This is a genomic window from Cellulomonas algicola (assembly GCF_019024305.1).
In the GTDB taxonomy this organism is placed as follows: Bacteria; Actinomycetota; Actinomycetes; order Actinomycetales; family Cellulomonadaceae; genus Cellulomonas; species Cellulomonas algicola.
Window position 1 is genome coordinate 17,081 of record NZ_JAHKSJ010000011.1, and the last position, 26,691, is coordinate 43,771.

Here is a 26,691-nt window from a genome sequence, read left to right on the forward strand (position 1 = left end):
GACCGGCGTGCGGTCGAGGATCCTGGCGCCTCAGCCCGGGTTCCGGACGAGGGACGAGCGGTGCGGCATCAGCCGACCCGCCGCCGGTACGCGGACATCGCCGCGAGGTAGGCGACGACGAGGATGCCGACGCACCAGCCCAGCGCGACCCAGAGGTCGCTGCCGACGGGCTCGCCCGCGAACAGGTGCTGGATGCTGTCGACGATCGACGTCACCGGCTGGTTCTCGGCGAACCACCGCACGGGCCCGGGCATGGTCTCCGTCGGGACGAACGCGGAGCTGATGAAGGGCAGGAAGATCAGCGGGTAGGAGAACCCCGCGGCTCCGTCGACGGACTTCGCGGTGAGACCGGCGATGACGGCGAGCCACGTGAGCGCGAGCGTGAACAGCGCGAGGATACCCGCCACACCGAGCCACGCCCCGACCCCGGCCGACGTCCGGAAGCCCATGAGCAGCCCGACGCCGACGATGATCACGACCGTGATCCCGTTGGCGACGAGCGACGTCAGCACGTGCGCCCACAGCACCGACGAGCGCGCGATCGGCATCGAGTGGAACCGCTCGAAGATGCCGCTCTGCAGGTCCGTGAACAGCCGGACGGCGGTGTACGCGATGCCCGACGCGATCGCGATGAGCAGGATGCCCGGCAGCAGGTAGCTGACGTAGCTCTCGCCACCGGCCTCGATCGCCCCGCCGAACACGTAGACGAACAGCAGCAGCAGGGCGATGGGCGTGAGCGCGGTCGTGATGATCGTGTCGACGCTGCGGCTGATGTGCCGCAGCGAGCGCCCGGTGAGGGCGACGGTGTCGGCGTAGACGTGGGTGCTCATGACTGGTCCTTCCCGGACTCGGTGGTGGCGTGGGTCCCGACGAGCGCGAGGAAGATCTCCTCGAGCGTCGGCTGCTTCTCGACGTACTCGACGGTCGCGGGCGGCAGCAGCGCCTTGAGCTCGGCGAGCGTGCCGTTCGCGATGATGCGGCCCTGGTGGAGGATCGCGATGCGGTCGGCGAGCTGCTCGGCCTCCTCCAGGTACTGCGTGGTGAGCAGGACCGTCGTCCCCTGCCGGGCGAGCCCCTGGATGACCTGCCAGACCTCCTGGCGCGCCTCGGGGTCCAGGCCCGTCGTCGGCTCGTCGAGGAACAGCACGGTCGGGTGCCCGACGAGGCTCATCGCGATGTCCAGGCGCCGCCGCATGCCGCCCGAGTAGGTCGACACGCGCCGGGAGCCGGCCTCGGTGAGGCTGAACTGCGCGAGCAGGTCGTCCGCGATGCGGCCGGGGTCGTCCAGGTGCCGCAGCCGCGCGACGAGCACGAGGTTCTCGCGTCCGGAGAGGATCTCGTCGACCGCGGCGAACTGCCCGGTCAGGCTGATCGACTCGCGGACGTCGCGCGCTGCGACGGTCACGTCGAAGCCGTTGACGACGGCCGTGCCCGCGTCGGGCTTCAGCAGCGTCGACAGGATCCGCACCATCGTCGTCTTGCCGGCGCCGTTCGAGCCGAGCAGGGCGAAGATGCTGCCCGGCGCGACCTCGAGGTCGACGCCGCGCAGGACCTGGAGGTCCTGGAAGGACTTCTCGACGCCGCGCACGCGGATGGCGGGTGAGGTGACGTTCATGAGGTGTCGCGTCCCTTCTGGTGGTGGTGGCCGCTCAGCGGGCGTGCTGGACGGTGATGTCGCCCGAGCGCGTGCGCGCCCGGACCGCGACGGTGCGCTCGCCCTCGTCGGGCGCACGCTCGCCGTCGAGCTGGTTGCGGACGCGTCCGTCCTTCGACGACAGGTCGAGCCACGCGGCCACGCCGGGGCGCACACCGACGGCCACCTGGCCGTAGCCGCTCTCGACCTGGATCGACCCGCTCGAGACCTCGGCGACGCGGACGCTGCCGTAGGCCGTCTTCGCGGTGACGGAGCCGAGCGCCCGGTCGATGTCGAGGTCGCCGTACGAGAGCTTCGCGTCGAGGTCGCCCCCGGACTCCTCGACGCGCACGGACCCGTGCGAGGCCTTGAGCACGGCGTCGCCGTGCACGGTGCCGACCAGGACGCGCCCGTGGTCGGCCGTGATCTCGGCGGCACCCTCGACGCGGTCCACCTCGACGGTGCCGTGCATGGCGCGCACCCACAGGTCGCCGGTGGTGTCGATCCGCACCGAGGAGCTCTTGACCCGGGTGGCGCCGAGCCGACCGACCGTCTGGACGTTGCCGACCGACAGCTCGGCCGTCAGACGCGAGCCGGCGGGCAGCTCGACGACGACGTCGACCGAGTCGGACGGCCCGGGGCCGATCCAGCTGAGCCGCGGCCGCGGCCCGAGGACCGTGAGCCGCCGCCCGTCGAGCTCGACCTTGGTCTCCTCGACCGCACGGTGGTCGGCCTGCTTCGTGGGGTTCGAGGGTGTGACCGTCACGACGGTGTCCGTGCGGTCGCTCGCGACGACGCGCAGGTCCCCGACGGGGACGTGGACCGCGAGGTCGATGGGCTGGGGGGTGCTGTACGTGGGCATGCTGACGCCTCCCGTGGTCAGGGTGTGCTTGTCCCGCCCCGCGGGTCCGCGGGGCTGGTGGTGCTCGAGGAGCTGGTCGTCCCGGGCGTGCGGTGCCCGGCTAGCGGGCCCAGCCGGCGAAGCTGTCGCCGGTGCGCAGCGTGCGCTGCGCGGATCGTCGCTGCTTGGGCTGCAGGGCTGCCGCGATCGCCCGGACGAGCCAGGCGTTGACGGACAGGCCGTCGGCGGTGGCCGCCTCGTCGACGCGCGCCTTGAGCGCGTCGGGCAGGCGGAGCGTCGTGCGTGAGGTGCTGACGTCGTCGAGGTCGACGGGCGCGGCGGTCACCGTGCTCGCCTCCTCGGCGTCCCCGTCGGACGCGGGCTGCGTGACGACGAACTCGACCTCGCGGCCGCGCAGCCGCACGTCGACCGAGCCGGGTGCGAGGTCACGCGTGATCTCGCCGGCGGCCGCCGACAGGGCGTCGAGCAGGACGAGACGGGTGGCCGCGTCGAGGCCCGCGGCGAGCCGCTCGGCGACGGCGCGGGTGTCGTCCCCGCCGTGCTCGGCGGCGTCCATGAGCTGGCGCTGGAGGTCGCTGACGTACTGCCCGAGTTCCATGACACCTAGCATGACACCACAGTGGTGTCACCACAAGCGTTTGTGGTGTCAAATTTTCGTCAGATGGTGTCACCAGTGACGCGCGGTGGTGTCGCGACAGTGAGACACCGCGTCATGTGCGCTCCGCGGCGCCCTCAGCCTCGCTCGACCGCGTCTTTCCAGCCCTGCGCGTACGCCTCGGCGCTCCCCTGCCGGAACATGTCGTCGTCGCCGGTCCGCACCAGCACGCGCGCGCCCGGCCCGTCGTCCACGGTGACGACGTGCCCCAAGCCGCGGACCACCGCGAGCGGCCGCCCGGCCGCCTTCCCCTTGACCAGCTCGGCCGCCGCGGCGATCTCGTCCGCCACGGCGGTCACGGTCATCGTCAGCGGTCGCCCGAACGAGTCGACCTGCCCGCGCAGGTCGTCGAGCACCGCGACACCCGCCGCGCCGATCGCCAGGTCGGCGACACCCTGACGCCACGGTCGCCCTGCGGTGTCGGACACGACGACGCCGACGCGCACGCCGAACGCCGCGGCGACGGCGACGCGCACCGCGCGTGCGGACGTGTCGGGGTCGACCGGCAGCAGCAGGACCGTGCCGTCGGGCGTGTTGCTCGCGTCGACGCCCGCGGCCGCCATGACGAGGCCGAGCCGGTTCTCGACGATCCGCGTGACCCCGGCGGCGTGCTCGCGCGTCGCGACGACGCGCACGGTCTCGTCGGTGATCGCCTGCTCGCGGTCGGCCGCGGCGACGACGCGCCCCTCGGCCTTCGACACGACCTTGCTGGTGAGCACCAGCACGTCCCCGTCCGCGAGCGCACGGTCCGGCCGGGCCGTCGCGTCGGCGCGCAGCAGGTCGACGAGCAGCGTCGGCAGGTCGTCGCCCGGCCGCACCTCGCCGAGCCCGGCGGGCGCCCAGACCCGCAGCTCGTCCGTCGGGCCGCTGGTCATCGCGACAGCTTCGGCAGCACGTCGGCGCCGAAGACCTCGATCCACTCGCGCTGGTTGCGGCCGACGTTGTGCAGGTAGATCCGGTCGAACCCGAGGTCGACGTACTTCTGGATCTCGGCGCGGTGCACGTCGGGGTCGGACGAGATGACCATGCGGCCCTCGAAGTCCTCGGGGCGCACGAGCCGGGCCATCTGCTCGAAGTCGAACGGCGAGCGGATGTCGGCCTTGGGGAACTTCATGCCGCCGTTGGGCCACTCGCGCATCGCGTTGGCGAGCGCCTCCTCGTCCGTGGGCGCCCACGACATGTGCAGCTGCAGGACCTTGGGCATCGCGTCCGCGTCCCGCCCGGCCTCCCGCGCACCCTCGTGGAACTTGCCGAACAGGCCGCTGATCTTCTCGAGCGGGGCGCCGACCGTGATGAGCCCGTCGGCGTGCTTGCCCGCGCGCTTGGCGGTGACGGGACCGGCGGTCGCGACGAGGATCTCGGGCGCCTCCTCCGGCATGGTCCACAGCCGCGTCGACTCGAGCTTGTAGAACTGCCCGGCGTGCTTGACGTCGCGGCCCGCGAGCGACGCGGTGAAGAGCTTCTTGATGATGTCGATGGCCTCGAACATGCGGTTGATCCGCTCGGGAGCCTCGGGCCAGTACTCGGCGATGATGTGCTCGTTCAGCGCCTCGCCCGAGCCGAGCCCCAGCCAGTGCCGGCCCGGGTACATCGCCGCGAGCGTCGCCGATGCCTGCGCGACCATCGCGGGGTGCCAGCGGAACGTCGGCGCGGTCACGCCGGGCCCGAAGTCGCCGCGGGTCCGCTCACCGACGGCCGTCAGCACGTTCCACACGAACGAGGACTGCCCCTGCGCGGGCACCCACGGCTGGAAGTGGTCGGCCGCCATCACGCCCGAGAAGCCGTGCTCCTCGGCGTGCGCCGACAGGTCCACCGCCTCGGTGGGGTGGAACTGCTCCAGCATCGCCGCGTACCCGACCGTCAGACCGTTCGCCGTCACACCGCTCACCCGCGTCGCTCTCCCTCGTCGTGCCGGGCGGCCCGCCTCGTGCGGGTGGCCCTCCCGCGACACTAACCCCGCCGTGTGTCGCGCGTGTTCCCTCGCGCACAGGGCCGGTCCGCCCGGGGAAACCCGCGCGGGTCCTGGTCGCGGATCTGGGAGGATGTGTGCCCATGAGCGACCTGAACCCGACCGCCCCCACGACGACCCCTGGCACCACGGGCACGCGGGCGGTACCGGACAAGGTCTCGCTCGACGGCCTGGAGGACCGCTGGGACTCCGCGTGGACGGCCCAGGGCCTCTACGCGTTCGACCGCTCGCGCACGCGCGAGGAGATCTACTCGATCGACACCCCGCCCCCGACGGTCTCGGGCTCGCTGCACGTGGGGCACGTGTTCTCGTACACGCACACCGACGTCGTCGCCCGCTTCCGCCGCATGCGCGGCAGCGAGGTGTTCTACCCGATGGGCTGGGACGACAACGGCCTGCCGACCGAGCGGCGCGTGCAGAACTACTACGGCGTGCGCTGCGACCCGTCGCTCCCCTACGTCGAGGGCTTCGTGCCGCCGCACGAGGGAACCGACGGCAAGCCCGTGAAGCCCGCCGACCAGGTGCCGGTGAGCCGCCGCAACTTCGTCGAGCTCTGCGAGCGCCTGACCGCCGACGACGAGCGCCAGTTCGAGGCGCTGTGGCGCCACCTGGGCCTGTCCGTCGACTGGTCGATGACCTACCAGACGGTGTCCGCCGAGGCCCGCGCGGTCGCCCAGCAGGCGTTCCTGCGCAACCTCGCGCGCGGCGAGGCGTACCAGGCCGAGGCGCCGGGCCTGTGGGACGTGACGTTCCAGACGGCGGTCGCGCAGGCCGAGCTCGAGGCTCGCGACTACCCGGGCGCGTTCCACCGCGTGGCCTTCCACCGTGCTGGTGCGGCTGACGCCGCTGAGCCCGTCTACATCGAGACGACGCGACCCGAGCTGCTGCCCGCGTGCGTCGCGCTCATCGCGCACCCCGACGACGAGCGCTACCAGCACCTGTTCGGCACGACGGTGACGTCGCCCCTGTTCGGCGTCGAGCTGCCCGTCCTCGCGCACCCGGCCGCCGAGCCCGACAAGGGCGCCGGCATCGCGATGTGCTGCACCTTCGGCGACCTCACCGACGTGCAGTGGTGGCGCGAGCTGCAGCTCCCCACCCGCTCGGTGGTCGGTCGCGACGGTCGCATCGTCCGCGAGACGCCCGAGTGGCTCACGACGGACGCCGGTCGTGCCGCGTTCGAGGAGCTCGCGGGCAAGACGACGTTCTCGGCACGCGAGGCCGTCGTGAACGGGCTGCGCGCGTCGGGCGACCTGGACGGCGAGCCGCAGGCCACCCAGCGCAAGGCGAACTTCTACGAGAAGGGCGACAAGCCCCTCGAGATCGTCACGAGCCGCCAGTGGTACATCCGCAACGGCGGCCGCGACGCCGACCTGCGCGAGGGCCTGCTCGCGCGTGGCGCGGAGCTCGACTTCCACCCCGACTTCATGCGCGTCCGCTACGAGAACTGGGTCGGCGGCCTCAACGGCGACTGGCTCATCTCGCGGCAGCGGTTCTTCGGCGTGCCGTTCCCGGTCTGGTACCGGCTCGACGAGAACGGCGACCCCGACCACGACGCGCCGCTGCTGCCGACCGAGGACCAGCTGCCGATCGACCCGTCGTCCGACGTGCCCGCGGGCTACACGGCCGACCAGCGCGGCGTCCCCGGCGGCTTCGTCGGCGACCCGGACGTCATGGACACCTGGGCGACCAGCTCGCTGACCCCGCAGATCGTCGGCGGCTGGCGCACCGACCCCGACCTGTTCGCGCGCGTCTTCCCGATGGACCTGCGCCCGCAGGGCCAGGACATCATCCGGACCTGGCTGTTCTCGACCGTGGTCCGCTCGCACCTCGAGCACGGCACCCTGCCGTGGACCGATGCGGCGATCAGCGGCTGGATCCTCGACCCCGACCGCAAGAAGATGTCGAAGTCCAAGGGCAACGTCGTGACGCCCATGGGCCTGCTGGAGGAGCACGGATCCGACGCGGTCCGGTACTGGGCGGCGTCCGCCCGCCTCGGCACGGACGCGGCGTTCGAGGTCGGCCAGATGAAGATCGGCCGCCGCCTCGCGATCAAGATCCTCAACGCGTCGAAGTTCGCGCTGTCGTTCGGCACGGCGGAGCTCGACCCGGCGCTCGTGACCGTGACGCTCGACCGCGCGATGCTCGCCGGGCTCGCCGACGTCGTCGCGAAGGCGACCGAGGCGCTCGAGTCCTACGACCACACGCGCGCGCTCGAGCTGTCGGAGACCTTCTTCTGGACGTTCTGCGACGACTACCTCGAGCTCGTCAAGGACCGCGCGTACGGCGCGGGCGCGCAGGAGGTGTCGGCCGAGACCGCGTCGGCGCGCGCCGCGCTCGGCGTCGCGCTCGACACGATGCTGCGCCTGTTCGCGCCCGTGCTGCCGTTCGCGACCGAGGAGGTCTGGTCGTGGTGGCGCGAGGGCTCGGTGCACCGTGCGCCGTGGCCCGACGCCGCGCCGCTGCGGGCCGCCGCGGGTGACGCCGACCCGGGCGTGGTCGCAGCCGCCGGTGCCGCGCTCGCCGCGCTGCGCAAGGTGAAGTCGGAGGCCAAGGTGTCGATGCGCACCGAGATCACCGCGGTGACGCTCGCGGTGCCCGCAGCGCTGCGCGCCGGCGTCGACGTGGCGCTGGACGACGTGCGGGCCGCGGGGCGCGCGGTCGGCTCGCTCGACCTCGTCGAGCAGGACGGCGAGCAGGTCGTCGCGCGCGACGCGGTGCTCGCCGAGCCGCAGCCGAAGGCCGCGCAGGCCTGACGCACCGCGGCGCAGCCGAGCAGACATCCCAGCGACCAGCGACAGGAGCGCGGCAGTGCGCGAGTTCTCCTCCCCCAGCCCGGTCGGCCTCGACCCGCGCGCCAACATCCCGGGGCTGCTCGCGCAGCGGCTCGCGCGTGACCCGGACGGCGTGCTGATCGAACGGTCCACCGGACTCGGCGGGACGTGGGCGCCCGTGACGGTGACGGCCTTCGCCGCCGAGGTGCGCGCCGTCGCCAAGGGCCTCGTCGCGCGCGGGCTCGAGCCCGGCGACCGCGTCGCGCTCATGTCGCGCACCCGGTACGAGTGGACGCTGCTCGACTTCGCGATCTGGGCGGCGGGCGGCGTCGGCGTGCCGGTGTACGAGACGTCGTCGCCCGAGCAGGTGCGGTGGATCGCCGCCGACACGGGCGCACGGATCGCGCTCGTCGAGACCGCGGCGCACGCGAGCGTGGTCGCACAGGTCCGCGACGACCTGCCGGGCCTCGCGCACGTGCTCGTGATCGACGAGGGCGCGGTCGACGGGCTGGTCGCCGAGGGCGCCAGGGTGCCGGACGCCGAGATCGAGCGACGTTCGGCGCTGGCCGGCGCGGACGACCTCGCCACCGTCATCTACACGTCCGGCACGACGGGCCGCCCGAAGGGCGTCGAGCTCACGCACGGCAACTTCGTGTTCCACACGCTCAACGGCGTCGACGGGCTGGGCGAGGTGTGCGCGCAGCCGCACTCGCGGACGTTGCTGTTCATGCCGCTCGCGCACGTGTTCGCGCGGTACATCGAGGTCCTGTGCATCCCGTCCGGCGCCGTCCTCGGCCACACGCCCGACACGCGCAACCTGCTGCCGGACCTCGCGGCGTTCCAGCCGACGTTCGTCCTCGCCGTACCGCGCGTGTTCGAGAAGGTCTACAACTCGGCCGAGCAGAAGGCGGGCGGCGGCACGAAGCTGCGGCTGTTCCGCTGGGCGGCGAAGGTCGCGATCGCCTTCTCGCGTGCGCACGACACCCCCGCCGGGCCGTCCGCCGCGCTGAAGGCCCAGCACCGTCTCGCGGGCGCGCTGGTGCACACGAAGCTGCGCGCCGCGCTGGGCGGCAGGGCCGAGTGGGCCATCTCCGGCGGCGCCCCGCTCGGCGAGCGGCTCGGGCACTTCTACCGCGGGATCGGCGTCCGCGTGCTCGAGGGCTACGGCCTGACCGAGACCACCGCACCGACGACGGTCAACCGTCCGGGCCTCACCAAGGTCGGCTCCGTCGGTCCCGCGTTCCCCGGCACGTCCGTGCGGGTCGACGACGACGGCGGCATCTGGATCTCCGGCCCGCACGTCTTCCGCGGCTACCGGCACAACACGGAGGCGACCGCCGAGGCGCTGGTCGACGGCTGGTTCCGCACGGGCGACCTCGGCACGCTCGACGACGACGGCTACCTGCGCATCACGGGCCGCACCAAGGAGATCATCGTGACCGCGGGCGGCAAGAACGTCGCCCCCGCCGTCCTCGAGGACCGGCTGCGCGGCCACCCCATCGTCAGCCAGGTCGTCGTCGTCGGCGACCAGCGTCCGTTCATCGGCGCGCTCGTCACGCTCGACGCCGAGATGCTGCCCGGGTGGTTGTCCAACCACGGCATGCCGCCCATGGACGTCGTCACGGCCGGGTCCGACCCGCGCGTGCTCGAGGCCCTCGACCGCGCCGTCGACCGCGCGAACGAGGCCGTGTCGCGCGCCGAGTCGATCCGCAAGATCCGTGTCCTGCCGACCGACCTCACCGAGGCGAACGGCTACCTCACGCCGTCGCTCAAGGTGAAGCGCGCGCTCGTGCTCAAGGACTTCGCGGCGGACATCGACGCGCTCTACGTCGACACGCGAGAGCACCACGGCTGACCGGCGCGGAGGAGCAACCCCGCCCTCTCCGCGCCGACCACCGCGTCGACCTGTCCGGAGACGGCGTCAGACGACGTTGCGCAGCCGCCGCTGGTCGGCCGACTGCGTCGGCACCGACTCGCTGGGCGTCGACCCGTCCGACCAGCGCAGGACGGCGCCGACCCCGCCGACGAGCTCGACGCTGCCGTCCTCAGCGAATGTGACCCCGGCATCCTGACCCAGCGCGGCCCGCACCAGCGCGACGCCGGCGGGCAGCTTGCGGCGCGCGTCGCCGGACACGCCGAGCGCGTCGAGGTCGGCGATGCTCGTGCCGAGCTGGAGCGGCTCGGGTCCGACCCACAGCTCCTTGTCCGCGAGGGCGCCCGTGAGCGTCGACTCGTGCAGCACGAGCTCGTCGACCTGCCCCCGACGCAGCACCTCGATCACGTCGTCGAGCGCGGTGACCGCGCCGTCGCCCCGGCCCTGCCCCTCCCGGAACCGCGCGAGCACGGCCTCGCGCCGCCGGTTGCGGAACGAGTCGAGCGCGTCGGCGACCTTGGCGGCGAACGCGTCCCGCTTGACGCCCTCGCCCCGCGCGCCACCCGGCACCTCGACGAGGACGGCGCGCACGTGCTGGTCGACCTCGTCGCGCACGAGCGCGACGGCGCGCACGTCGCCCGTGAGCACGACGAGGTCGGGCGACCGTTCGGCCACCCGCTTGCCCAGGACCGCCGCGACCGCCTCCGCGTTGCGCTCCCACGAGTCCTCGGCGCGGGTCTGGTTCCGCCGCGACAGCGCGCCGTCCTTGACCTTGTGCACGTCGTCGTGGCCACCGTCGACGTGCTCGACCTCGGACGCGTCGCCGGTCCGTGCGCCGTCGCCGGTGTGCCACGTGAGGTCCGCGCCGTTGCGGTCCACCTCGACGAGCACGTGGTGCACGCCCTCCTCGGCCGCGCGCACGGCCGGCAGCAGCGCGGGCGCCGGTCCGAACACCGCGCTCGACTGCGCGGGGGGCTCCGACAGCACGCGGTCGACGCGCACGCCCTCGGCGTCGGCGACGATGACGCGACCGTGCGGGCCCTTGACGCCGGTCGGCACGGCGAACCGCTCGCCGATCTCGTCCAGCACGGCCGCGGGTGCGCCATCGCGCTCGAGCGTCCGGCGGACGGCCCGCCAACGGTCGGCCGCCTCGGCCTCCCCCGCGACGTCGGCACGCGTCACGTCCAGGTAGACGGTCGTGAACGGAGCCGGGCGCCCGAGGAGGGGCTTCAGCCAGTGCAGGTCCATGCAGCACCTCGTGAGTGGTCGACGGTCCTCGGCGACCGCGGGCGCAGCGGACCCGCGCGTCCTGCCGGGGCTGACGTACCTACCCTCGTCCGGATGCGCGCGGCGCGCCACCCCTGACGGGTCGCGACCGCGCCGGCGTCACGGCTGCTGCGCGCGCTCCGCGGCGTGGTCCTGCGCGATGGCCTCGTGGTGGCGGATGACCTCCTCGACGATGAACGCGAGGAACTTCTCCGCGAACACCGGGTCGAGGTCCGCCTGGTGCGCGAGCTCGCGCAGGCGCGCGACCTGCTGCTCCTCACGGCCCGGGTCCGACGGCGGGAGCCCGCGCTCGGCCTTGAGGACGCCGACCTGCTGGGTCGCCTTGAACCGCTCGGCGAGCAGGTACACGAGCGCCGCGTCGATGTTGTCGATGCTGTGGCGCAGCCGCGCCAGCTCAGTGGGGATCGGTGCCGGCAGGTCGCTCACGCCCGCGATCCTAGGCGCACCCCCTCGGCATCGGCCGGACGGTCCGCCGCTGACCAGCACATGGGACGACTCGTCCCATTCGTCCGTTTCACCGCTACGGTCGCGCGACCGACCGGAGCAGGGGGACGCGACGGGTGGGGCGGCAGGAGGGCGCACGAGCGCCGCTCGGGCCGCACGGGTCGCGTGGTCGAGGTGCGCACGGGCCGGCTGACGCCGGCGTGCGTGCGGGGCCGGCGCCCGCCCGCGTCGCGGCCGTCCCGGCCTCCCCCTGTGCGGTCGACCACCGAACCGTCGCCGACGCGCACCCGCGCACGGCCCCGCCGCCGGCCTGCCCGGCCACCGCACGAAGGAGCACGTCGTGACCCGACGTCGTACCGCCCTCGCCGCCACCGCGACCGCCGCGGCCGCCCTGCTGACCGCGTGCGCCGCGGACGGCGCGTCCGGCGGCGGGTCGACGCCCGCCGACGGCACGGCGACGACCGTCCGGGTCGCCGACGTCTCCACGGCCAACCACCTGACCCTCGGCCGCACATCGGGGCTCGTCGACGACGCGCTCGACGAGGCGGGCGTGGCGGCGCAGTGGCTCGGGCCCTACACGGTCCCGTCGGTCGCGTACGACGCGCTGCTCACCGACCAGGCGGACGTGACGACGACCGACGCGGCCCAGCTGCTGACGTGGGCGGCCGAGGAGCGCGACGTCGTCGCGTTCGCGGTGGAGACGACCTCGGGCGACGACCAGGGAGTCGTCGTCGGCGCGGGGGTCCCGGTCACCGGCGTCGCGGACCTGCGCGGCCTGACGGTCGCCGTCGGCCCGACGCCCGGCGGTGTCGGGGACTACGTCCTGGCGAAGGCGCTCGCCACGGTCGGCCTCACGAGCGACGACGTCCAGCGGGTGTACCTCAGCGAGTCGGACGCGACCGCGGAATTCGTGGCCGGTACGGTCGACGCGTGGGCGACGGCCGACGAGCACTTCGCGACCGCGCAGAGCACGCCGGGAGCGGTCGTCGTCGCGCGGGGCGACCAGGTCGGCTCGAACGACGCCACCGTGCACGTCGTGTCGCGGACGTTCGCGCACGAGCACCCGGAGGCGGTCCGGGCGCTGTTCGACGGTCTCGCCGCCCAGGCCGCGGCGGTCGAGGACAAGCCGTCCGCCATCACGGACCTGTACTCGCGCGCCGGCGCGCCGGGCGACGCGATCAAGGTGATCGGCACGTTCGACGTACCGGAGGTGGCGCCCCTGGACGACGCCGGCGTCGAGCGCCTGCGGGCCTTCGCGGACGACCTCGTGGAGCTCGGGTTCCTGGCCGTGGAGCCGCACATGGCGCACGCGGTCCACGACGTGACGGCCGGGTCCGGCTCGTAGGTCGGGGCAACCGCCGAGGTGGCCCGCGCACGGATCGCCGTGCCACGATGCGGGCACCGGCCACGATGCCCGAGGTGACGACATGAGCCTTGCGTCGACCCTGCCCGACCTGCGTCCGTACGCGCTGCCGCCCGGCGACGTGCTGGCCTCGCTCGACACGGACGCGCGCGGCCTGACGGCGGCCGACGCCGAGCGACGCCTCGCCGAGACGGGCCCGAACCGCCTGCCGGAGCCGGCGAGGGCGCACCCGGTGGTCCGCTTCCTCCAGCACTTCGACGACGTCCTCATCTACATCCTGCTCGCCGCGGCGGTCCTCAAGGCGTTCCTGGGCGACTGGGTCGACTTCACGGTCATCCTCGTCGTCGCCGTCGCGAACGCGGTCGTCGGCTTCCTCCAGGAGGGTCAGGCGGAGCGCGCGCTCGACGGGATCCGCACGATGCTGTCGCTCGACGCCACGGCGCTGCGCGACGGGCACTGGTCGACGGTCGCTGCGGAGAGCCTCGTGCCGGGCGACGTGGTGCGCGTGCGGTCCGGTGACAAGGTGCCGGCGGACGCGCGCCTGCTGGACGAGACGAACCTCCAGGTCGACGAGTCGGCGTTGACGGGCGAGTCGGTGCCCGCGGTCAAGGACGTCGCGGCGGTCGGGACGGACGCGGGCGTGGGCGACCGGTCCAGCATGCTGTTCAGCGGCACGATCGTCGCCGCGGGCACGGCGACCGCGGTCGTGACGGCGACGGGCGCGCGCACCGAGATCGGCCGCATCCAGGCGCTCGTCGCGGACGTCGACCACCTCGACACGCCCCTCAAGCAGCAGCTCAACCGGCTCGGGACGCTGCTGTCGCGCGGCATCCTCGTGATGGCCGCGCTCATGCTGGTCATCGGCCGGGTCATCCACGACTGGGACCCGCCCGAGCTCATCTCGGCTGCGATCGGGTTCGCCGTCGCGGCCGTGCCGGAAGGGCTGCCGGCGCTCGTCACGATCACGCTCGCGCTGGGTGTGCAGCAGATGGCGCGCCGCCACGCGATCACCCGCAAGCTGCCCGCGGTCGAGGTGCTGGGGTCCGTCACCACGATCTGCTCGGACAAGACCGGGACGCTGACGAGGAACGAGATGACGGCGCGCACCGTGGTCACCGCGGAGCGCACGTACGACGTCGAGGGCCTGGGCTACGAACCGACGGGCCGGGTCACGCGCGACGGCGCGACGGCGCGCCTCGCAGACCACCCCGACCTGCGTGCGCTCGTCGAGGCCGCGGCGCTCTGCAACGACGCGCGCGTCGTGGCCGACGAGGCCGGGCACTGGCGTGTCGTCGGGCAGCCGACCGAGGGGGCGCTCACGACGCTCGCGCTGAAGTCCGGTGCGGACGTCGGCGACGCGTCGCGCCTGGCCGAGGTGCCGTTCGAGTCGGCGAACAAGCTGTCCGCGACCCTCGACCGGCTCCCGGGTGACGACGTGCTCCGCGTGCACGTGCTGGGCGCACCCGACCGCCTGCTCGACCGCTCGACCGCGCAGCGCGGACCCGACGGGCGACCCGAGCCCCTCGACGTCGCCCGGTGGGAGGCGACGATCGACGAGCTCGGCGGCCAGGGCCTGCGCGTGCTCGCGGCCGCGGCACGACCCGCCGACCCCGGCGCGTCCGCGCTCGACCTCGACGACCTGCACGACCTGGTCCTGCTCGGTGTCGTCGGCATCGTCGACCCGCCCCGTCCGGAGGCCGTCGCGGCCATCGCGGACTGCCACCGCGCCGGCATCTCCGTGAAGATGATCACCGGCGACCACGCGGGCACGGCGGTCGCGATCGCGCGTGAGCTCGGCATCGTCCGCCCCGGAGAGGAGGTCCGGGCGCTGACGGGCGCCGAGCTCGAGGCGATGAGCCAGGAGGAGCTCCGGGTGCACGTCCAGGACGTCGACGTCTACGCGCGCACGAGCCCCGAGCACAAGATCCGCATCGTGCGCGCGCTGCAGTCGCACCGCGAGGTCGTCGCGATGACCGGCGACGGCGTGAACGACGCACCCGCCCTGACGCGCGCCGACGTCGGCATCGCCATGGGCATCAAGGGCACCGAGGCGACGAAGGAGGCCGCGGAGATCGTCCTCGCCGACGACAACTTCGCGACCATCGAGCGGGCCGTCGAGGAGGGGCGGCGGATCTACGACAACATCCGCAAGTCCGTCGTCTTCCTGCTGCCCACCAACGGCGCGCAGTCGCTCGTCATCCTCGTCGCCGTGCTGTTCGGTCTCGCGCTGCCGCTGTCCCCCGTGCAGATCCTCTGGGTCAACCTCGTCACGGCCGTGACGCTGTCGCTCGCGCTCGCCTACGAGCCCGCGGAGGCCGGGGTCATGGACCGGCCGCCGCGCTCACCGTCCGAGTCCGTCCTGTCCGGGCGCTCGCTCGTCCTCGTCGTGTGCGCGTCGCTGCTCATCGGCGGCGCGACCCTCGGCGTCTACCTCGTCGAGAAGAACCTCGGCTCGACCGACGGCGTGGCGCAGACCAGCGCCGTCACGATGCTCGCGCTCGGGCAGGTCGCGTTCCTGTTCTCGTGCCGGTTCCTGCACGCGTCGAGCCTGACGCCCCGCGTGCTCGTCGGGAACACGGTCGTGTGGGTCGCGGTCGGCACGCTCCTCGCGCTGCAGGTGGTGTTCGTCTACGCGCCCTTCATGCACGACTGGTTCGAGTCCGCCCCGATCGCGCCGCGCGACTGGGCGCTCACGGCCGCGATCGCCGTCGGCGTGCTGGTCCTCGTCGAGGCCGTCAAGGCGCTCGGCCGCCGCTCCCCCGGGCGGCGCTGACCCGCCTCCGCCGGGGCCGCGCAGGAGACGACCGAGCCCCCGACGGAGGACCGTCGAGGGCTCGGGTGGTCGATCGCGCCGGGTGGCGGCTCAGGCGCTCTTCTCGCGCGGCGTCCGCTTGTCGCGCGGCGTCTCCCGCGGCACGAGCGTCGGGTTCACGTTGTCCAGGACGACGTCCTGCGTGATGACGACCCGGGCGACGTCGTCGCGGCTCGGGACCTCGAACATCACCTGCTGGAGGACCTCCTCCATGATCGCCCGCAGACCGCGCGCGCCGGTCCCGCGCAGGAGCGCCTGGTCGGCGATCGCGGCGACGGCCTCGTCCTCGAACTCGAGCTCGACGCCGTCGATCTCGAACATCCGCTGGTACTGCTTGACGAGCGCGTTGCGCGGCTCGGACAGGATCCGCACGAGCGCGCTCTGGTCGAGCCGCGACACGGCGGCGACGACGGGCAGACGCCCGATGAACTCGGGGATCAGCCCGTACTTCTGCAGGTCCTCGGGGCGGACCTCGGCGAACAGGTCGCCCTCGTCGTGCGACTCGAGCAGCGGGGCGCCGAAGCCGACGACGCGCTTGCGCGCGCGGGCGGCGATGATGTCGTCCAGCCCGGAGAACGCGCCGGCCACGATGAACAGGACGTTCGTCGTGTCGATCTGGATGAACTCCTGGTGCGGGTGCTTGCGACCGCCCTGCGGCGGGACCGAGGCGGTCGTGCCCTCGATGATCTTCAGGAGCGCCTGCTGGACGCCCTCGCCGGAGACGTCGCGCGTGATCGACGGGTTCTCGCTCTTGCGGGCGATCTTGTCGATCTCGTCGATGTAGATGATCCCCTGCTCGGCCTTCTTGACGTCGTAGTCGGCGGCCTGGATGAGCTTGAGGAGGATGTTCTCGACGTCCTCGCCGACGTAGCCGGCCTCCGTCAGCGCGGTCGCGTCGGCGATCGCGAACGGGACGTTGAGCATGCGGGCCAGCGTCTGCGCGAGGTACGTCTTGCCGGTGCCCGTGGGGCCGACCAGCAGGATGTTCGACTTCGCGATCTCGACGTGGTCGTCCGAGCTGCGTCCCAGCTCACCGGCCTGGACGCGCTTGTAGTGGTTGTACACCGAGACCGACAGCGCCCGCTTCGCGGACTCCTGGCCGATGATGTACTGCTCGAGGAAGTCGAAGATCTCCTTCGGCTTGGGCAGCTCGACCATGCCGACCTCGGTGGCCTCGGCGAGCTCTTCCTCGATGATCTCGTTGCACAGCTCGATGCACTCGTCGCAGATGTACACGCCGGGGCCCGCGATGAGCTTCTTCACCTGCTTCTGGGACTTCCCGCAGAACGAGCACTTGAGGAGATCGGCTCCGTCCCCGATTCGAGCCACGTGTGTCCCCTTCCTCCGTGTCCGCCCTCCGCCCGTCGGGCGGTGCGTCGTCCCCGTCGCACCCGCGGGTGCGACGTCCTCCCATTGCACACCACGCGGGGCCCGATGTCAGCCGAACCCCGCCGTGGCGCGCGGCGTGTCCCTCGGACGGTCGTCCGGATTGTCCGACCGTCGGGACCTGCGTCCCCCACCGGGACACCGCCGGACCGGGCGGTCACGGCGGCGTCCGTCGGGTGTCAGGCGGTCGGCTGCACGACCGTCGGGTGCGCGCCCTTGCGGCTCTCGAGCACCTGGTCGACGATCCCGTACTCCAGCGCCTGCTGCGCGGTGAGGATCTTGTCGCGCTCGATGTCCTTGCGGACCAGCTCGATGTCGCGGCCCGTGTGGTGCGCGATCGTCTGCTCGAGCCACTCGCGCATGCGGATGAGCTCGTTGGCGTGGATCTCGATGTCGGAGGCCTGCGCGTAGCCGCCGCCCTCCATCGCGGGCTGGTGGATCAGCACCCGTGCGTTGGGCAGCGCCAGACGCTTGCCCGGCGAGCCCGCGGCGAGCAGCACCGCGGCCGCCGACGCCGCCTGCCCGAGGCAGACCGTCACGAGCTGCGGCTTGATGTACTGCATCGTGTCGTAGATGGCTGTCAGCGCCGTGAACGAGCCACCGGGCGAGTTGATGTACAGCGTGATGTCGCGGTCCGGGTCCGTGCTCTCGAGCACGAGCAGCTGGGCCATGACGTCGTCCGCGGACGCGTCGTCCACCTGCACGCCGAGGAAGATGATCCGGTCCTCGAACAGCTTGGTGTAGGGGTCCTGGCGCTTGAACCCGTAGGCCGTGCGCTCCTCGAACTGCGGCAGCACGTAGCGGCCGACGGGGCCCTGCGGGGCCTGGCCGCCCGGACCGGCGAGCCGGCCCGCACGGGCGATGAACTGGGACTCGATGCTCACGAGGGTCTCCTCAGAAGGTCGCGGAAGGGTCGTCGGGTCGGGGCGCCGCTCAGGCGGTGCCGCCGCCGCCCGTGACGGACCCCGCCGTCTCGACGACGTGGTCGATGAAGCCGTACTCGAGGGCCTCGGGCGCCGTGAACCAGCGGTCGCGGTCCGCGTCGGAGTTGATCTGCTCCACGCTCTTGCCGGTCTGCTCGGCCGTCAGCTCGGCGAGCACCGTCTTCATGTGGAGGATCAGCTGCGCGTTGATGCGCACGTCGGTCGCCGTGCCGCCGATGCCGCCCGAGGGCTGGTGCATCATGACGCGCGCGTGCGGCGTGGCGTAGCGCTTGCCCTTGGCGCCCGACGAGAGCAGGAACTGCCCCATCGACGCGGCCATGCCCATCGCGATGGTCGCGACGTCCGGCTGGATGTACTGCATGGTGTCGTAGATCGCCATGCCCGCGGTGATCGAGCCACCCGGCGAGTTGATGTACAGCCAGATGTCCTTGTCGGGGTCCTCGGCGGCCAGCAGCATCATCTGCGCGCAGATGGCGTTCGCGTTCTCGTCGCGCACCTCGGAGCCGAGCCAGATGATCCGCTCGCGGAGCAGTCGGTTGTAGATGGAGTCGTTGAGGCCGAGACCCGGGGAGTCTGCCCGGGCCATCGCCGGCACCTGCACGTTCACGAAGGCTCCTTCGTCTGGCGTTCGCGTCCTTCGACGCACTGTCCTGCGGGTGGTGCTGCACCGGGCCGTCGGGACGTCCCCTGCCGGCCGTGCGCTGCTGCGACCCTAACGCGCACGAGGCGCCGGTCAGGGCCCCGCGGCCGGGGGTTTCGCTGTCGGCGCAGTCCCGACGGCGAGGGCCCCGCACCGACCTGCGGTACGGGGCCCTCGACGGGTGCGTCCGGTCGCCCGGACGGCGGATCAGGCCTTGGCGTCCTCGGTCTCGACCGGCGCGTCCGCGATACCGGAGATGTCGGTCGCGGCGTCGGTCGTCGCACCCGCGGCGGCCTGCTCGGCGGCGTCGGCGGCGGCGTCCTCCTCGTCCGTGCCGATGAATTCCGACAGGTCGACGGCCGTGCCGGCGCCGTCGGTCACGGCGACGCGGCGCAGCGCGACGGCGAGGGCCTTGGAGCGGGCGACCTCGGCGACCATCGCCGGGATCTGGCCCTGCTGGTCGACGGTCTGGATGAACGTGTTCGGGTCCATGCCGTACTGGCGCGAGGCGCTCACCAGGTAGTCGAGCAGCTCCTGCTGGCTGATCTTGATCTCGAGCTGCTCGGCGAGCGTGTCGAGAAGGATCTGGTTGCGCAGCGCGGTCGTCGCCTGCTCGCCGACCTCGGCACGGTGCTCGTCGTCCTCCAGGCGGCCCTCGCCCTCGAGGTGACGGTGCACCTCGGCGTCGACGACGCCCTGCGGCACGGGGATCTCGGTGCCCTCGAGGAGCTTCTCGAGCAGCAGGTCGCGGGCCTGGACGGCCTGGTTCGACGCCTTGATGCGCGACGCCTGCTCGCGCAGGTCCGCCGTGAGCTCGTCGAGCGTGTCGAACTCGGACGCGAGCTGCGCGAAGTCGTCGTCGGCGTCGGGGAGCTGGCGCTCCTTGACGTTCGTCGCGGTGACGGAGACCTGCGCCTCCTCGCCGGCGTGCTCGCCGCCCGCGAGGCTCGTGACGAACGTCGTCGTCTCGCCCGCGGACAGGCCGGTGAGCGCCTCGTCGAGGCCCTCGAGCATGTTGCCCGAGCCGATCTGGTAGCTGACGCCGGAGACCGAGTCGACCTCGTCGCCGTTGATCGTGGCGGTCAGGTCGAGCACGACGAAGTCGCCCTCGGCGGCCGGGCGGTCGACGCCGACCAGCGTGCCGAAGCGCTCGCGCAGCGCGTCGAGACGGCCCTGCACGTCCTCGTCGGAGACCTCGACGTCGTCGACCGTGAGGGTCAGGCCGTCGAGCGCCGGGACGGTGATCTCGGGGCGGACCTCGACCTCGGCGGTGAAGTGCAGCTCGCCCTGGTCCTCGCCGGCGACGAGGCCGGGGACCTTGGTGACCTCGACCTCGGGCTGACCGAGCGGGCGCAGCTTGTTGTCGCGGACGGCCTCGGCGTAGAAGCCGGACAGGCCCTCGTTGACGGCGTGCTCGATGACGGCCGGACGACCGACGCGCTGGTCGATGATGCGCGGGGGCACCTTGCCCTTGCGGAAGCCCGGCACGTTGACCTGCTCGGCGATGTGCTGGTACGCGTGCTCGATGCTCGGCTTGAGCTCGTCGTAGGTCACCTCGACGGTCAGCTTGACCTTGGTCGGGTCCAGGGTCTCGACGGCGCTCTTCACTTCGATGGTCTCCAACTGATTCGGGTGGGTACCGGCGAGTGCGGCGCCGGACGGTTCGGGCGGCGCTGCCTGCCGGCACGCGCACGCGACCCTCGATGGTACGCCACGGCGACGAGCCGCCGCCAAAGCCGCCCGCCGGGGACGGGGCCGCCGGGGACGCCCCCGCGCCCTCCGACGGCTGCCCGCGCCCCGCACCCGACACGGGTCCCCGTCAGGCCGCGGCCGCGTCCGTCGCGGACGCCTGCTCGCCCGCGAGCTCCTCGACCACCTCGACGACGCGCGCGACGGCGTCGTACCGGGCGTACTCGGCCGCGAGCTCCTGCGCGCGGCGCGCGAACGACGGCTCCTCGAGCACCCGGCGGACCCCGTCGGCCACGGCCTGCGTCGTCGTCGCGTCGGTCGTCGGGTCGGTCCGCAGCGCGACCCCGACACCCGCCCACGCGACGCGCGCCCCGACCTCCGCCTTGTCCTCCGTCCGACCGGCGACGACGAGCGGGACGCCCGCCGCCAGCGCCTGCTGCACACCCCCGAACCCGCCGTTCGTCACCATGACGTCGGCGAGCGGCAGGAGCTGCTCGAACGGCACGAAGCGCGCGGCGCGCACGTTCGCGGGCAGCTCGCCCGCGAAGACGTCCCCGGGCTCGGCGGTGCCCGTCGTGAGCACGACGAGCGCACGCGTGCCGGTGAGGGCCTCGACCGCGGGGTAGAGCAGCCGCGACGGGTCGGTCGCGACGGTGCCTTGCGTGACGAGCACGACGGGCCGGCCGTCGGCCTTCGCGGCGAGCACGTCGCGCCACCACACCGGCGGCTCGAACAGGTCGACGCCGCGCGGCAGCACCGCGCCGACCGTCTCGACGTTCGCCGGGAGGTCGCTGCGCGGGTACTCGAGCGACGGCACCGACAGGTGCAGCACGCGGGTCGCGAACGTCGGCATCCAGTCGAGGAAGAACCCGTCGGGGCGCTCGACCCCGGCGTCGTCGACGAGCGCGAGCGCCTTCCGTTGGGCGTCCTTGAACACGGCCCGCTTGATGAACGCGTCGAGCAGGCGGTAGCGCAGCGCCTGGAGCCCTGTGCGGGGCGGCTGGAGGCCGGTGCCGAACGGGGCGGTGTCGCGGCTCGACACGGGCAGCGGCGTGACGGTCAGCTGGACCGACGGGATGCCGTGCCGGCGCGCGAGGAGCGCACCCGCGATGCCCGTGGTGTCGGTGACGACGACGTCAGGGCGCCAGCCCGCGACGACGGCCTCGAGGTCGGCGAGGTCGCCCGGCACGGGCCCGAGGAAGTGGTGGAGCACGTCCCACTGCAGCCGCTTCACACCCGGCTCGGGCGCGCCGTGCGCCGCGGACCAGGCGTCGAGCTCGGCGTCGTCGAGGTCGCGGCCGTGCACCACGGGTGCCGCGGTGGCGCCGGTCGCCGCGACCGCGGACGCGAACTTCGTGCCGGTGTGGACGACCACGTCGTGACCGGCGTCGACGAGCGCGCGCACGACCGGCAGCGCGGGACGGACGTGGCCGGTGATCGGCGTGAGGGAGAACAGGATCCGGCTCATGCGGGGGCTCCGGGGGTTCGTCGGCGGCCGGTCCGTCCGGCCCGTCGACTCAGGGGCCGCGGCCGCGGTTCCTGATACGCCGGGTCCGAGGCACCGGGTCGCTCGCACGCGTCGCCGACACCGACGTCGACGTCGGTCCCCGGGTGAACGAGGTCGGGATGGCGGGATTCGAACCCACGACCTTCCGCTCCCAAAGCGGACGCGCTACCAACCTGCGCCACATCCCGTGCGCACCCCGGTACGGCCGGGTGGCCGGGTGGGGTGCACGATCCGCTCCTGCGCACCCGGTACCCTGGGTGCCGCGGTCCGGCCTGCCGGACCTGTGCGGACGTAGCTCAATGGTAGAGCCCCAGTCTTCCAAACTGGCTACGCGGGTTCGATTCCCGTCGTCCGCTCCCCACCGCAGGACGCCCGTCGGCCGACGTCGTCCGCGGGCTCCCCGTCGACGACGTCGAGGATGTCGCGATCCGGGCGGCGCCCATCCGGGCGAAGTCTGAGATGATCGACTCCGGCTCGGGGTGCTCGAGGAGGGCTCATGACGCGGCTGACGCTCGGCAACGTCGTCAAGGTGGCGGCCGTCCTGGTCTTCCTGCCCCTGCTCGGCTACCTGGTGCTCGTCATCGGCGCGGTGCGCAAGCACCTCCGGACGTCCGTCGAGGGCCTGGTCTACGCCGGGGCGTTCTCCGCGGCGGTCTTCGTGCTCGACGCCCCCTGGGGACTGCGCACCCTGCTCGCGCTCGTCGCGATGGGCGCCTCGGGCGTCCGCTCCTGGCACCTGCGCGACCTCTGGCTGCCGGCACGACGCCGGTGGTGGAAGCACGACGTGGTGGGGACCGCGACCGTCGTCTCGACGTCCCGCGCGCCGCACACCACCCCTGTCGAGGGGGCGGAGGACCTGACGTCGACGGTCGCCCGGGTCCGCGAGCAGGCCGACCGGAACCGGCGGCGCCTGCCCGGCGACACCCACCGGACCGTCGTGCGGATCTGCGACGTGCTGGACGCCGTGATCGCCTCGGAGCAGCGTGAGCCCACCCGTGACGCGCGGTTCGAGTACGAGCTGGACGCGATGGTGCGGCAGTACCTGCCGTCCGTGCTCACGAGCTACCTCGCGATCCCGCCGGGCAGGGTGCACGAGCGCCAGCCCGACGGGCGCACCCCCGTCGAGGAGCTGACCGAGCAGCTGCGGATCCTCGCGGCCCAGGCCGACACCCTCGACGCGAGCCGGCAGCGTCGCCTGACGGCGGACCTGAGCACGAGCGGCAACTTCCTGCGCGACAAGTACGGGCACCGTCAGCCGGACGCCTTCGACTTCCGTGTCCAGTAGGCCACCGGTCGACCGCGCGACGAGCCGGGCGCCGTCGCCGGAGCGGCACGACGTGACCGCCTCCCCCGAGGCGTGGGACGACCTGCGCACGCGCCTGCGCGCGACGCGCTGGCCCGCGGCGCCGAGCGGTGCGGGCTGGTCGCTCGGCACCGACCAGGAGTACCTGCGGCACCTGGTCGCCTACTGGGCGGACGGCTTCGACTGGCCGGCGCGGGAGGCCGAGCAGGCGCTCGTGCCGCGCTTCCGCGTGCGGGTGCGCGGCGTCGAGGTCAGCTTCGTGCACGTGCGCGCGGTCCGACCGCCGGGTGCGTCGCCGGCGCTGCCGCTCGTGCTCACGCACGGCTGGCCCGACTCGTCGTGGCGGTACTCCAAGGTCGTGGGGCCGCTCACCGACCCCGGCGCGCACGGCGCCGACCCGGACGACGCGTTCGACGTGGTCGTCCCCGACATGCCCGGGTTCGGGCACTCGGTGCTCCCGCCGGACGTCGTCCTCGACTCGGTGGCGGTGGCCGGGGTCTGGGCGGACCTGATGGACGCGCTCGGGTACGACCGGTACGGCGCCGCGGGCGGCGACATCGGCAGCGCCGTGACGCGCTTCCTCGCGCTCGACCACCCCGAGCACCTCGTCGGCGTCCACCGCATGGACGCCGGGCTCCCGGTCCTCACCGGCGACGTCGCCGACCTGTCCCCCGTGGAGCGCGACTGGTTCGCGGACGTGGACCGGTGGCGTGCGGCCGAGGGCGCCTACGGCGCGGTCCACCGCACCAAGCCGCTGACGCAGGCCGTGGGACTCACCGACTCCCCCGCGGGTCTGGCGGCGTGGGTCGTCGAGAAGCTGCACGCCTGGAGCGACCCGCGCACCGGCATCACGGCGTTCACCGACGACGAGGTCCTCACGCTGCTCAGCACCACCTGGTTCACCGGGACCGCCGGCTCGTCGATGCGCATGTACCACGCGAACGCCGCCATCCCGCCCGCGCAGCACGCGCGCCGCGTCGAGGTGCCGTCCGGGTTCTCGCTCTTCCCGGGCGACATCCTGCGGCCGCCCCGGGAGTGGCTCGACCGCGTCGCGCACGTCGTCTCCGTGACCGAGCCCCCGGCGGGCGGCCACTTCGCCCCGTTCGAGACCCCCGGACGCTACGCGCAGGAGCTGCGCGACTTCTTCCGCCCGCTGCGCGCGGCGACCTGACCCCGCGTCACCCGCGGGCGAGGCGGGACACCCGCAGGTAGTCGAACTGGTTGGTCGCCCCCGCCCCGCCGTGCGACACGAGCCCGACCTGGAGGTCGGACCCGGCGGGGAACGTCCAGACGCCGCCCGCGACCCAGGTCCGCCCGTCGGTGCTCGTGAACGCCTGCACGTCGTGCTCGCCCGTCCGGTCGGTCCGGTGGACGAGCCGCAGCCACGTCGTCTCGTCGGGCGGCCCGACGATCGTCCCGCCGTAGGAGAGGCGTCCGGCATACGGGCGCTCGGTGCCGTACTCGGTCTGCCGGGTGTTCCAGATCGCGACGTGCGAGAGCCGCGCCCAGAGGTCGTCGTCGACGTACGCGACCAGCCCGCCCTGCTGGTAGTTCCGGACGGTGTCCGTGCCGAGGTCGGTGGTCAGGCGCGTCTCGGCGACCCAGTCGGTCTCGGGCACGTCGCGCAGGAGCACGCCGGCGTCGTTCGTCGGGCCGACGAGGTCCGCCGCCTCGGTGGGCCAGGTCAGCGCCCCGTCCGCGACGGTCACCCGCGGGTCGCGGACCGTGCGCCAGCCGTCGTCGAGGGCCGTGCCGTCGAACTCGTCGCTCAGGTCCCGCAGGAGAGCGCCGGGCCGCGGCACGGCGACGGTCCGCGTGGCCGGACGGGCCGCGGCGAGCGCGCTCAGGTTGTCGACGTGCACGCCCGCACCCCTCGCGACCGCACCGCCGCGCGCGCCGGGCAGGGCGTGGTGCCGCACGTCGAGGGCGACCGTCGCGAGCGGGTCGCCGAGCCGGGCGTGCGTGAGCTCGGCACGGGCGACGCCGCCGCGGACCGTGAGCGCCGTCGCGTGCCACGTCGTGAGGTCCACCGACTCCGGGACCGGTGCCGACGCGCGGTCCACGGTCCGGCCGCGCTCCGTCCGCGCGACGACGAGCGTGCGCGTCGCCGGGTCGAGCGTCGCGGTGAGCGCAACCGAGCGTGCGGTCAGGACGAGCGACGCCGGCGCCGCGACACCCGCGTCGAACCGGACGTCGGCCTCGACACGCGCGTCCTTCCCGACCGCGGAGCGGGTGACCACCGTGGCGCGGCCGTCCGACCGCAGGTGTCGTCCGGCGTCAGGCTCGTCGACGTCGGCCCAGGGGCCCGTCGTGGACCACGCGCGCGACAGGCCGTCGGCGAAGGTCGTGGCCGTGCGGCCGTCGGTGACCGGCGCGCGCTGCTCGTCGCCGGACGCCCACGCGCCGCCGCGCACCGTCGGCCAGCCGTCGAGCCACTCGAGCCGGTCGAGGAGCATCGGTCGCTCGTTGATGCCGTCCGTGCCGTCGAGGTACGGGTCGTCGCGGTCGATCGCGTGGTACGCGAGCCAGTCCTGGCCGGCGAGGTCGGTGACGACCGCGTTGTGCCCGGTCCCGACCCACCGGTTCCCGTTCGGCGCCACCACCGGCGTCCCGCCCGCGCGCGACTGCAGGAGCGGCACGCCCTCACGGTCGAGGTACGGCCCCGCGAGGTCGCGCGACCGGCCGACGTGCACGCTGTACCCGGTCGTCGGCCCGGCGCAGCAGTTGGCGGACGACGCGAACAGGTACCACCAGCCGTCACGCTGGACGACGTACGCGCCCTCGTACTTGTTGTCGATCGCCACCTGCACCGGCTCGCCGACCGCCTGCGTGCCGTCGGCCGACAGCGGCACCGTCCAGATCCCGCCGTAGTACGAGCCGTAGAACAGGTGCTCCGTGCCGTCCGGCGCGACGACGTGCGACGGGTCGAACGTCCACAGGAAGTCGCCCGCTCCCCCGGCGCCGTGCCGCGGCCCGACCACCGGCTCGGCCGTCGGCGTCCAGGGTCCGGTCGGCGTCGGCGCGGTGGCGACCCCGATCGCGCTGTCGTTCGGCTCGTCGGTCACGGTCGTCTCGGTCACGACGTAGTACATGCGGTACTGCCCGTCGACGTACCGGACGTCGGGTGCCCACAGCGCGGCGGCGCCCCGGCTCGTGTCCGCCCACCCGGGCAGCGCGTCCTCGGTGAACGCGTCGCCCACGTACTCCCAGGACACCAGGTCGGTCGAGCGCGCGGTCGGGATCAGGTGCCGCGTGCCCTCGCCCTCGCGCAGCGGGTCGGTCGTGCCGTACGCGTACCACCAGCCGTCCTTGCCGCGGAGCACCGCCGGGTCGGCGAACGTGTCGGCGAACCCGGCGCTCACGGGGTTGAGGTACGTCGACGCGTTCCCCGCCGCGCCGTCGTGGTCGGCTGCTGCGCCGGTGGCCGGCACCGCCGCCGCGGCGGTCAGCACGAGCGCGAGGGCGGTGGTCACGGTGAGCGAGGCGGAGGGGCGCACGGGGTCCTGCCGATCGTCGTCGATGGGCTGGGCATCCGTTCTACCCCGGGCCCGCC

Annotated in this window: 20 protein-coding genes and 2 tRNA genes; 7 read left to right on the forward strand and 15 right to left on the reverse strand. The window is 73.4% G+C overall.

Annotated features, from left to right (window positions below; translation table 11 throughout):
- Positions 1 to 68: 68 nt before the first annotated feature.
- The 6 genes from KOV94_RS09545 to KOV94_RS09570 form a co-directional block, all read right to left on the reverse strand.
- Positions 69 to 830, reverse strand: a complete 762-nt coding sequence (locus tag KOV94_RS09545) for an ABC transporter permease (RefSeq protein WP_124341599.1) — start codon at positions 828 to 830, stop codon at positions 69 to 71.
- On the reverse strand, positions 827 to 1,615 hold the full coding sequence (locus KOV94_RS09550) for an ABC transporter ATP-binding protein (protein ID WP_218051904.1): 789 nt from the start codon (positions 1,613 to 1,615) through the stop codon (positions 827 to 829). Before KOV94_RS09550 ends, KOV94_RS09545 begins: the two co-directional genes overlap by 4 nt.
- Before the next feature lie 34 nt (positions 1,616 to 1,649).
- Positions 1,650 to 2,495, reverse strand: a complete 846-nt coding sequence (locus tag KOV94_RS09555; protein WP_218051905.1) for a DUF4097 family beta strand repeat-containing protein — start codon at positions 2,493 to 2,495, stop codon at positions 1,650 to 1,652.
- 100 nt (positions 2,496 to 2,595) lie between these two features.
- Positions 2,596 to 3,093, reverse strand: a complete 498-nt coding sequence (locus KOV94_RS09560) for a type II toxin-antitoxin system HicB family antitoxin (protein ID WP_218051906.1) — start codon at positions 3,091 to 3,093, stop codon at positions 2,596 to 2,598.
- A gap of 134 nt (positions 3,094 to 3,227) precedes the next feature.
- Positions 3,228 to 4,025 carry a coenzyme F420-0:L-glutamate ligase gene (locus KOV94_RS09565; RefSeq protein ID WP_124341603.1) on the reverse strand — a complete coding sequence of 266 codons (798 nt, stop codon included), beginning with the start codon at positions 4,023 to 4,025 and terminating at the stop codon, positions 3,228 to 3,230.
- Complete coding sequence (locus tag KOV94_RS09570; protein WP_124341618.1) at positions 4,022 to 4,993, reverse strand: TIGR03557 family F420-dependent LLM class oxidoreductase; 972 nt, start codon at positions 4,991 to 4,993, stop codon at positions 4,022 to 4,024. Before KOV94_RS09570 ends, KOV94_RS09565 begins: the two co-directional genes overlap by 4 nt.
- A gap of 209 nt (positions 4,994 to 5,202) precedes the next feature.
- Here KOV94_RS09570 and valS point away from each other — a divergent pair, with 209 nt between their 5' ends.
- Both valS and KOV94_RS09580 read left to right on the forward strand, forming a co-directional pair.
- A complete protein-coding gene (valS, locus tag KOV94_RS09575) occupies positions 5,203 to 7,872 on the forward strand; it encodes a valine--tRNA ligase (protein ID WP_218051907.1) in 2,670 nt (889 codons plus the stop codon).
- Between the two features lie 55 nt (positions 7,873 to 7,927).
- Complete coding sequence (locus KOV94_RS09580) at positions 7,928 to 9,745, forward strand: AMP-dependent synthetase/ligase (RefSeq protein ID WP_218051908.1); 1,818 nt, start codon at positions 7,928 to 7,930, stop codon at positions 9,743 to 9,745.
- Between the two features lie 66 nt (positions 9,746 to 9,811).
- Here the strand turns inward: KOV94_RS09580 and KOV94_RS09585 are convergent, their stop codons facing one another.
- Together KOV94_RS09585 and KOV94_RS09590 are read right to left on the reverse strand one after the other, a co-directional pair.
- Positions 9,812 to 11,011 carry a baeRF2 domain-containing protein gene (locus tag KOV94_RS09585; RefSeq protein ID WP_124341606.1) on the reverse strand — a complete coding sequence of 400 codons (1,200 nt, stop codon included), beginning with the start codon at positions 11,009 to 11,011 and terminating at the stop codon, positions 9,812 to 9,814.
- A gap of 138 nt (positions 11,012 to 11,149) precedes the next feature.
- Positions 11,150 to 11,476 (reverse strand): chorismate mutase, encoded by a 327-nt coding sequence (locus tag KOV94_RS09590; RefSeq protein ID WP_124341607.1) that lies wholly within the window; start codon positions 11,474 to 11,476, stop codon positions 11,150 to 11,152.
- 358 nt (positions 11,477 to 11,834) lie between these two features.
- Between KOV94_RS09590 and KOV94_RS09595 the strand changes: the two genes are divergently transcribed.
- Positions 11,835 to 12,839: an ABC transporter substrate-binding protein gene (locus KOV94_RS09595; RefSeq protein ID WP_160142816.1), complete on the forward strand. Its 1,005-nt coding sequence runs from the start codon at positions 11,835 to 11,837 to the stop codon at positions 12,837 to 12,839.
- Positions 12,840 to 12,921: 82 nt separating this feature from the next.
- On the forward strand, positions 12,922 to 15,630 hold the full coding sequence (locus tag KOV94_RS09600) for a cation-translocating P-type ATPase (RefSeq protein ID WP_218051909.1): 2,709 nt from the start codon (positions 12,922 to 12,924) through the stop codon (positions 15,628 to 15,630).
- Between the two features lie 90 nt (positions 15,631 to 15,720).
- Here KOV94_RS09600 and clpX read toward each other — a convergent pair whose 3' ends face one another.
- From clpX to KOV94_RS09630, 6 genes are all read right to left on the reverse strand, one after another.
- On the reverse strand, positions 15,721 to 16,998 hold the full coding sequence (gene clpX / locus KOV94_RS09605) for an ATP-dependent Clp protease ATP-binding subunit ClpX (RefSeq protein ID WP_124341610.1): 1,278 nt from the start codon (positions 16,996 to 16,998) through the stop codon (positions 15,721 to 15,723).
- A gap of 236 nt (positions 16,999 to 17,234) precedes the next feature.
- Positions 17,235 to 17,939, reverse strand: coding sequence for an ATP-dependent Clp protease proteolytic subunit (locus KOV94_RS09610; protein ID WP_124341611.1), 705 nt, complete (start codon positions 17,937 to 17,939; stop codon positions 17,235 to 17,237).
- Positions 17,940 to 17,988: 49 nt separating this feature from the next.
- Positions 17,989 to 18,606 (reverse strand): ATP-dependent Clp protease proteolytic subunit, encoded by a 618-nt coding sequence (locus tag KOV94_RS09615; RefSeq protein ID WP_371852313.1) that lies wholly within the window; start codon positions 18,604 to 18,606, stop codon positions 17,989 to 17,991.
- Between the two features lie 240 nt (positions 18,607 to 18,846).
- Positions 18,847 to 20,247 carry a trigger factor gene (gene tig, locus KOV94_RS09620; protein ID WP_124341620.1) on the reverse strand — a complete coding sequence of 467 codons (1,401 nt, stop codon included), beginning with the start codon at positions 20,245 to 20,247 and terminating at the stop codon, positions 18,847 to 18,849.
- A 211-nt stretch (positions 20,248 to 20,458) separates the two neighbouring features.
- Positions 20,459 to 21,796: a glycosyltransferase gene (locus tag KOV94_RS09625; RefSeq protein ID WP_124341612.1), complete on the reverse strand. Its 1,338-nt coding sequence runs from the start codon at positions 21,794 to 21,796 to the stop codon at positions 20,459 to 20,461.
- A 153-nt stretch (positions 21,797 to 21,949) separates the two neighbouring features.
- Positions 21,950 to 22,023, reverse strand: a tRNA-Pro gene (locus KOV94_RS09630).
- A 97-nt stretch (positions 22,024 to 22,120) separates the two neighbouring features.
- Between KOV94_RS09630 and KOV94_RS09635 the strand changes: the two genes are divergently transcribed.
- From KOV94_RS09635 to KOV94_RS09645, 3 genes are all read left to right on the forward strand, one after another.
- Positions 22,121 to 22,191 (forward strand) — tRNA-Gly (locus tag KOV94_RS09635).
- Between the two features lie 140 nt (positions 22,192 to 22,331).
- Positions 22,332 to 23,120 carry a hypothetical protein gene (locus tag KOV94_RS09640; RefSeq protein ID WP_124341613.1) on the forward strand — a complete coding sequence of 263 codons (789 nt, stop codon included), beginning with the start codon at positions 22,332 to 22,334 and terminating at the stop codon, positions 23,118 to 23,120.
- A 52-nt stretch (positions 23,121 to 23,172) separates the two neighbouring features.
- A complete protein-coding gene (locus KOV94_RS09645; RefSeq protein WP_218051910.1) occupies positions 23,173 to 24,309 on the forward strand; it encodes an epoxide hydrolase family protein in 1,137 nt (378 codons plus the stop codon).
- 7 nt (positions 24,310 to 24,316) lie between these two features.
- Here the strand turns inward: KOV94_RS09645 and KOV94_RS09650 are convergent, their stop codons facing one another.
- Entirely contained in the window at positions 24,317 to 26,635 is a 2,319-nt protein-coding gene (locus KOV94_RS09650) for a glycoside hydrolase family 43 protein (RefSeq protein ID WP_218051911.1), read from the reverse strand.
- Positions 26,636 to 26,691: the final 56 nt, after the last annotated feature.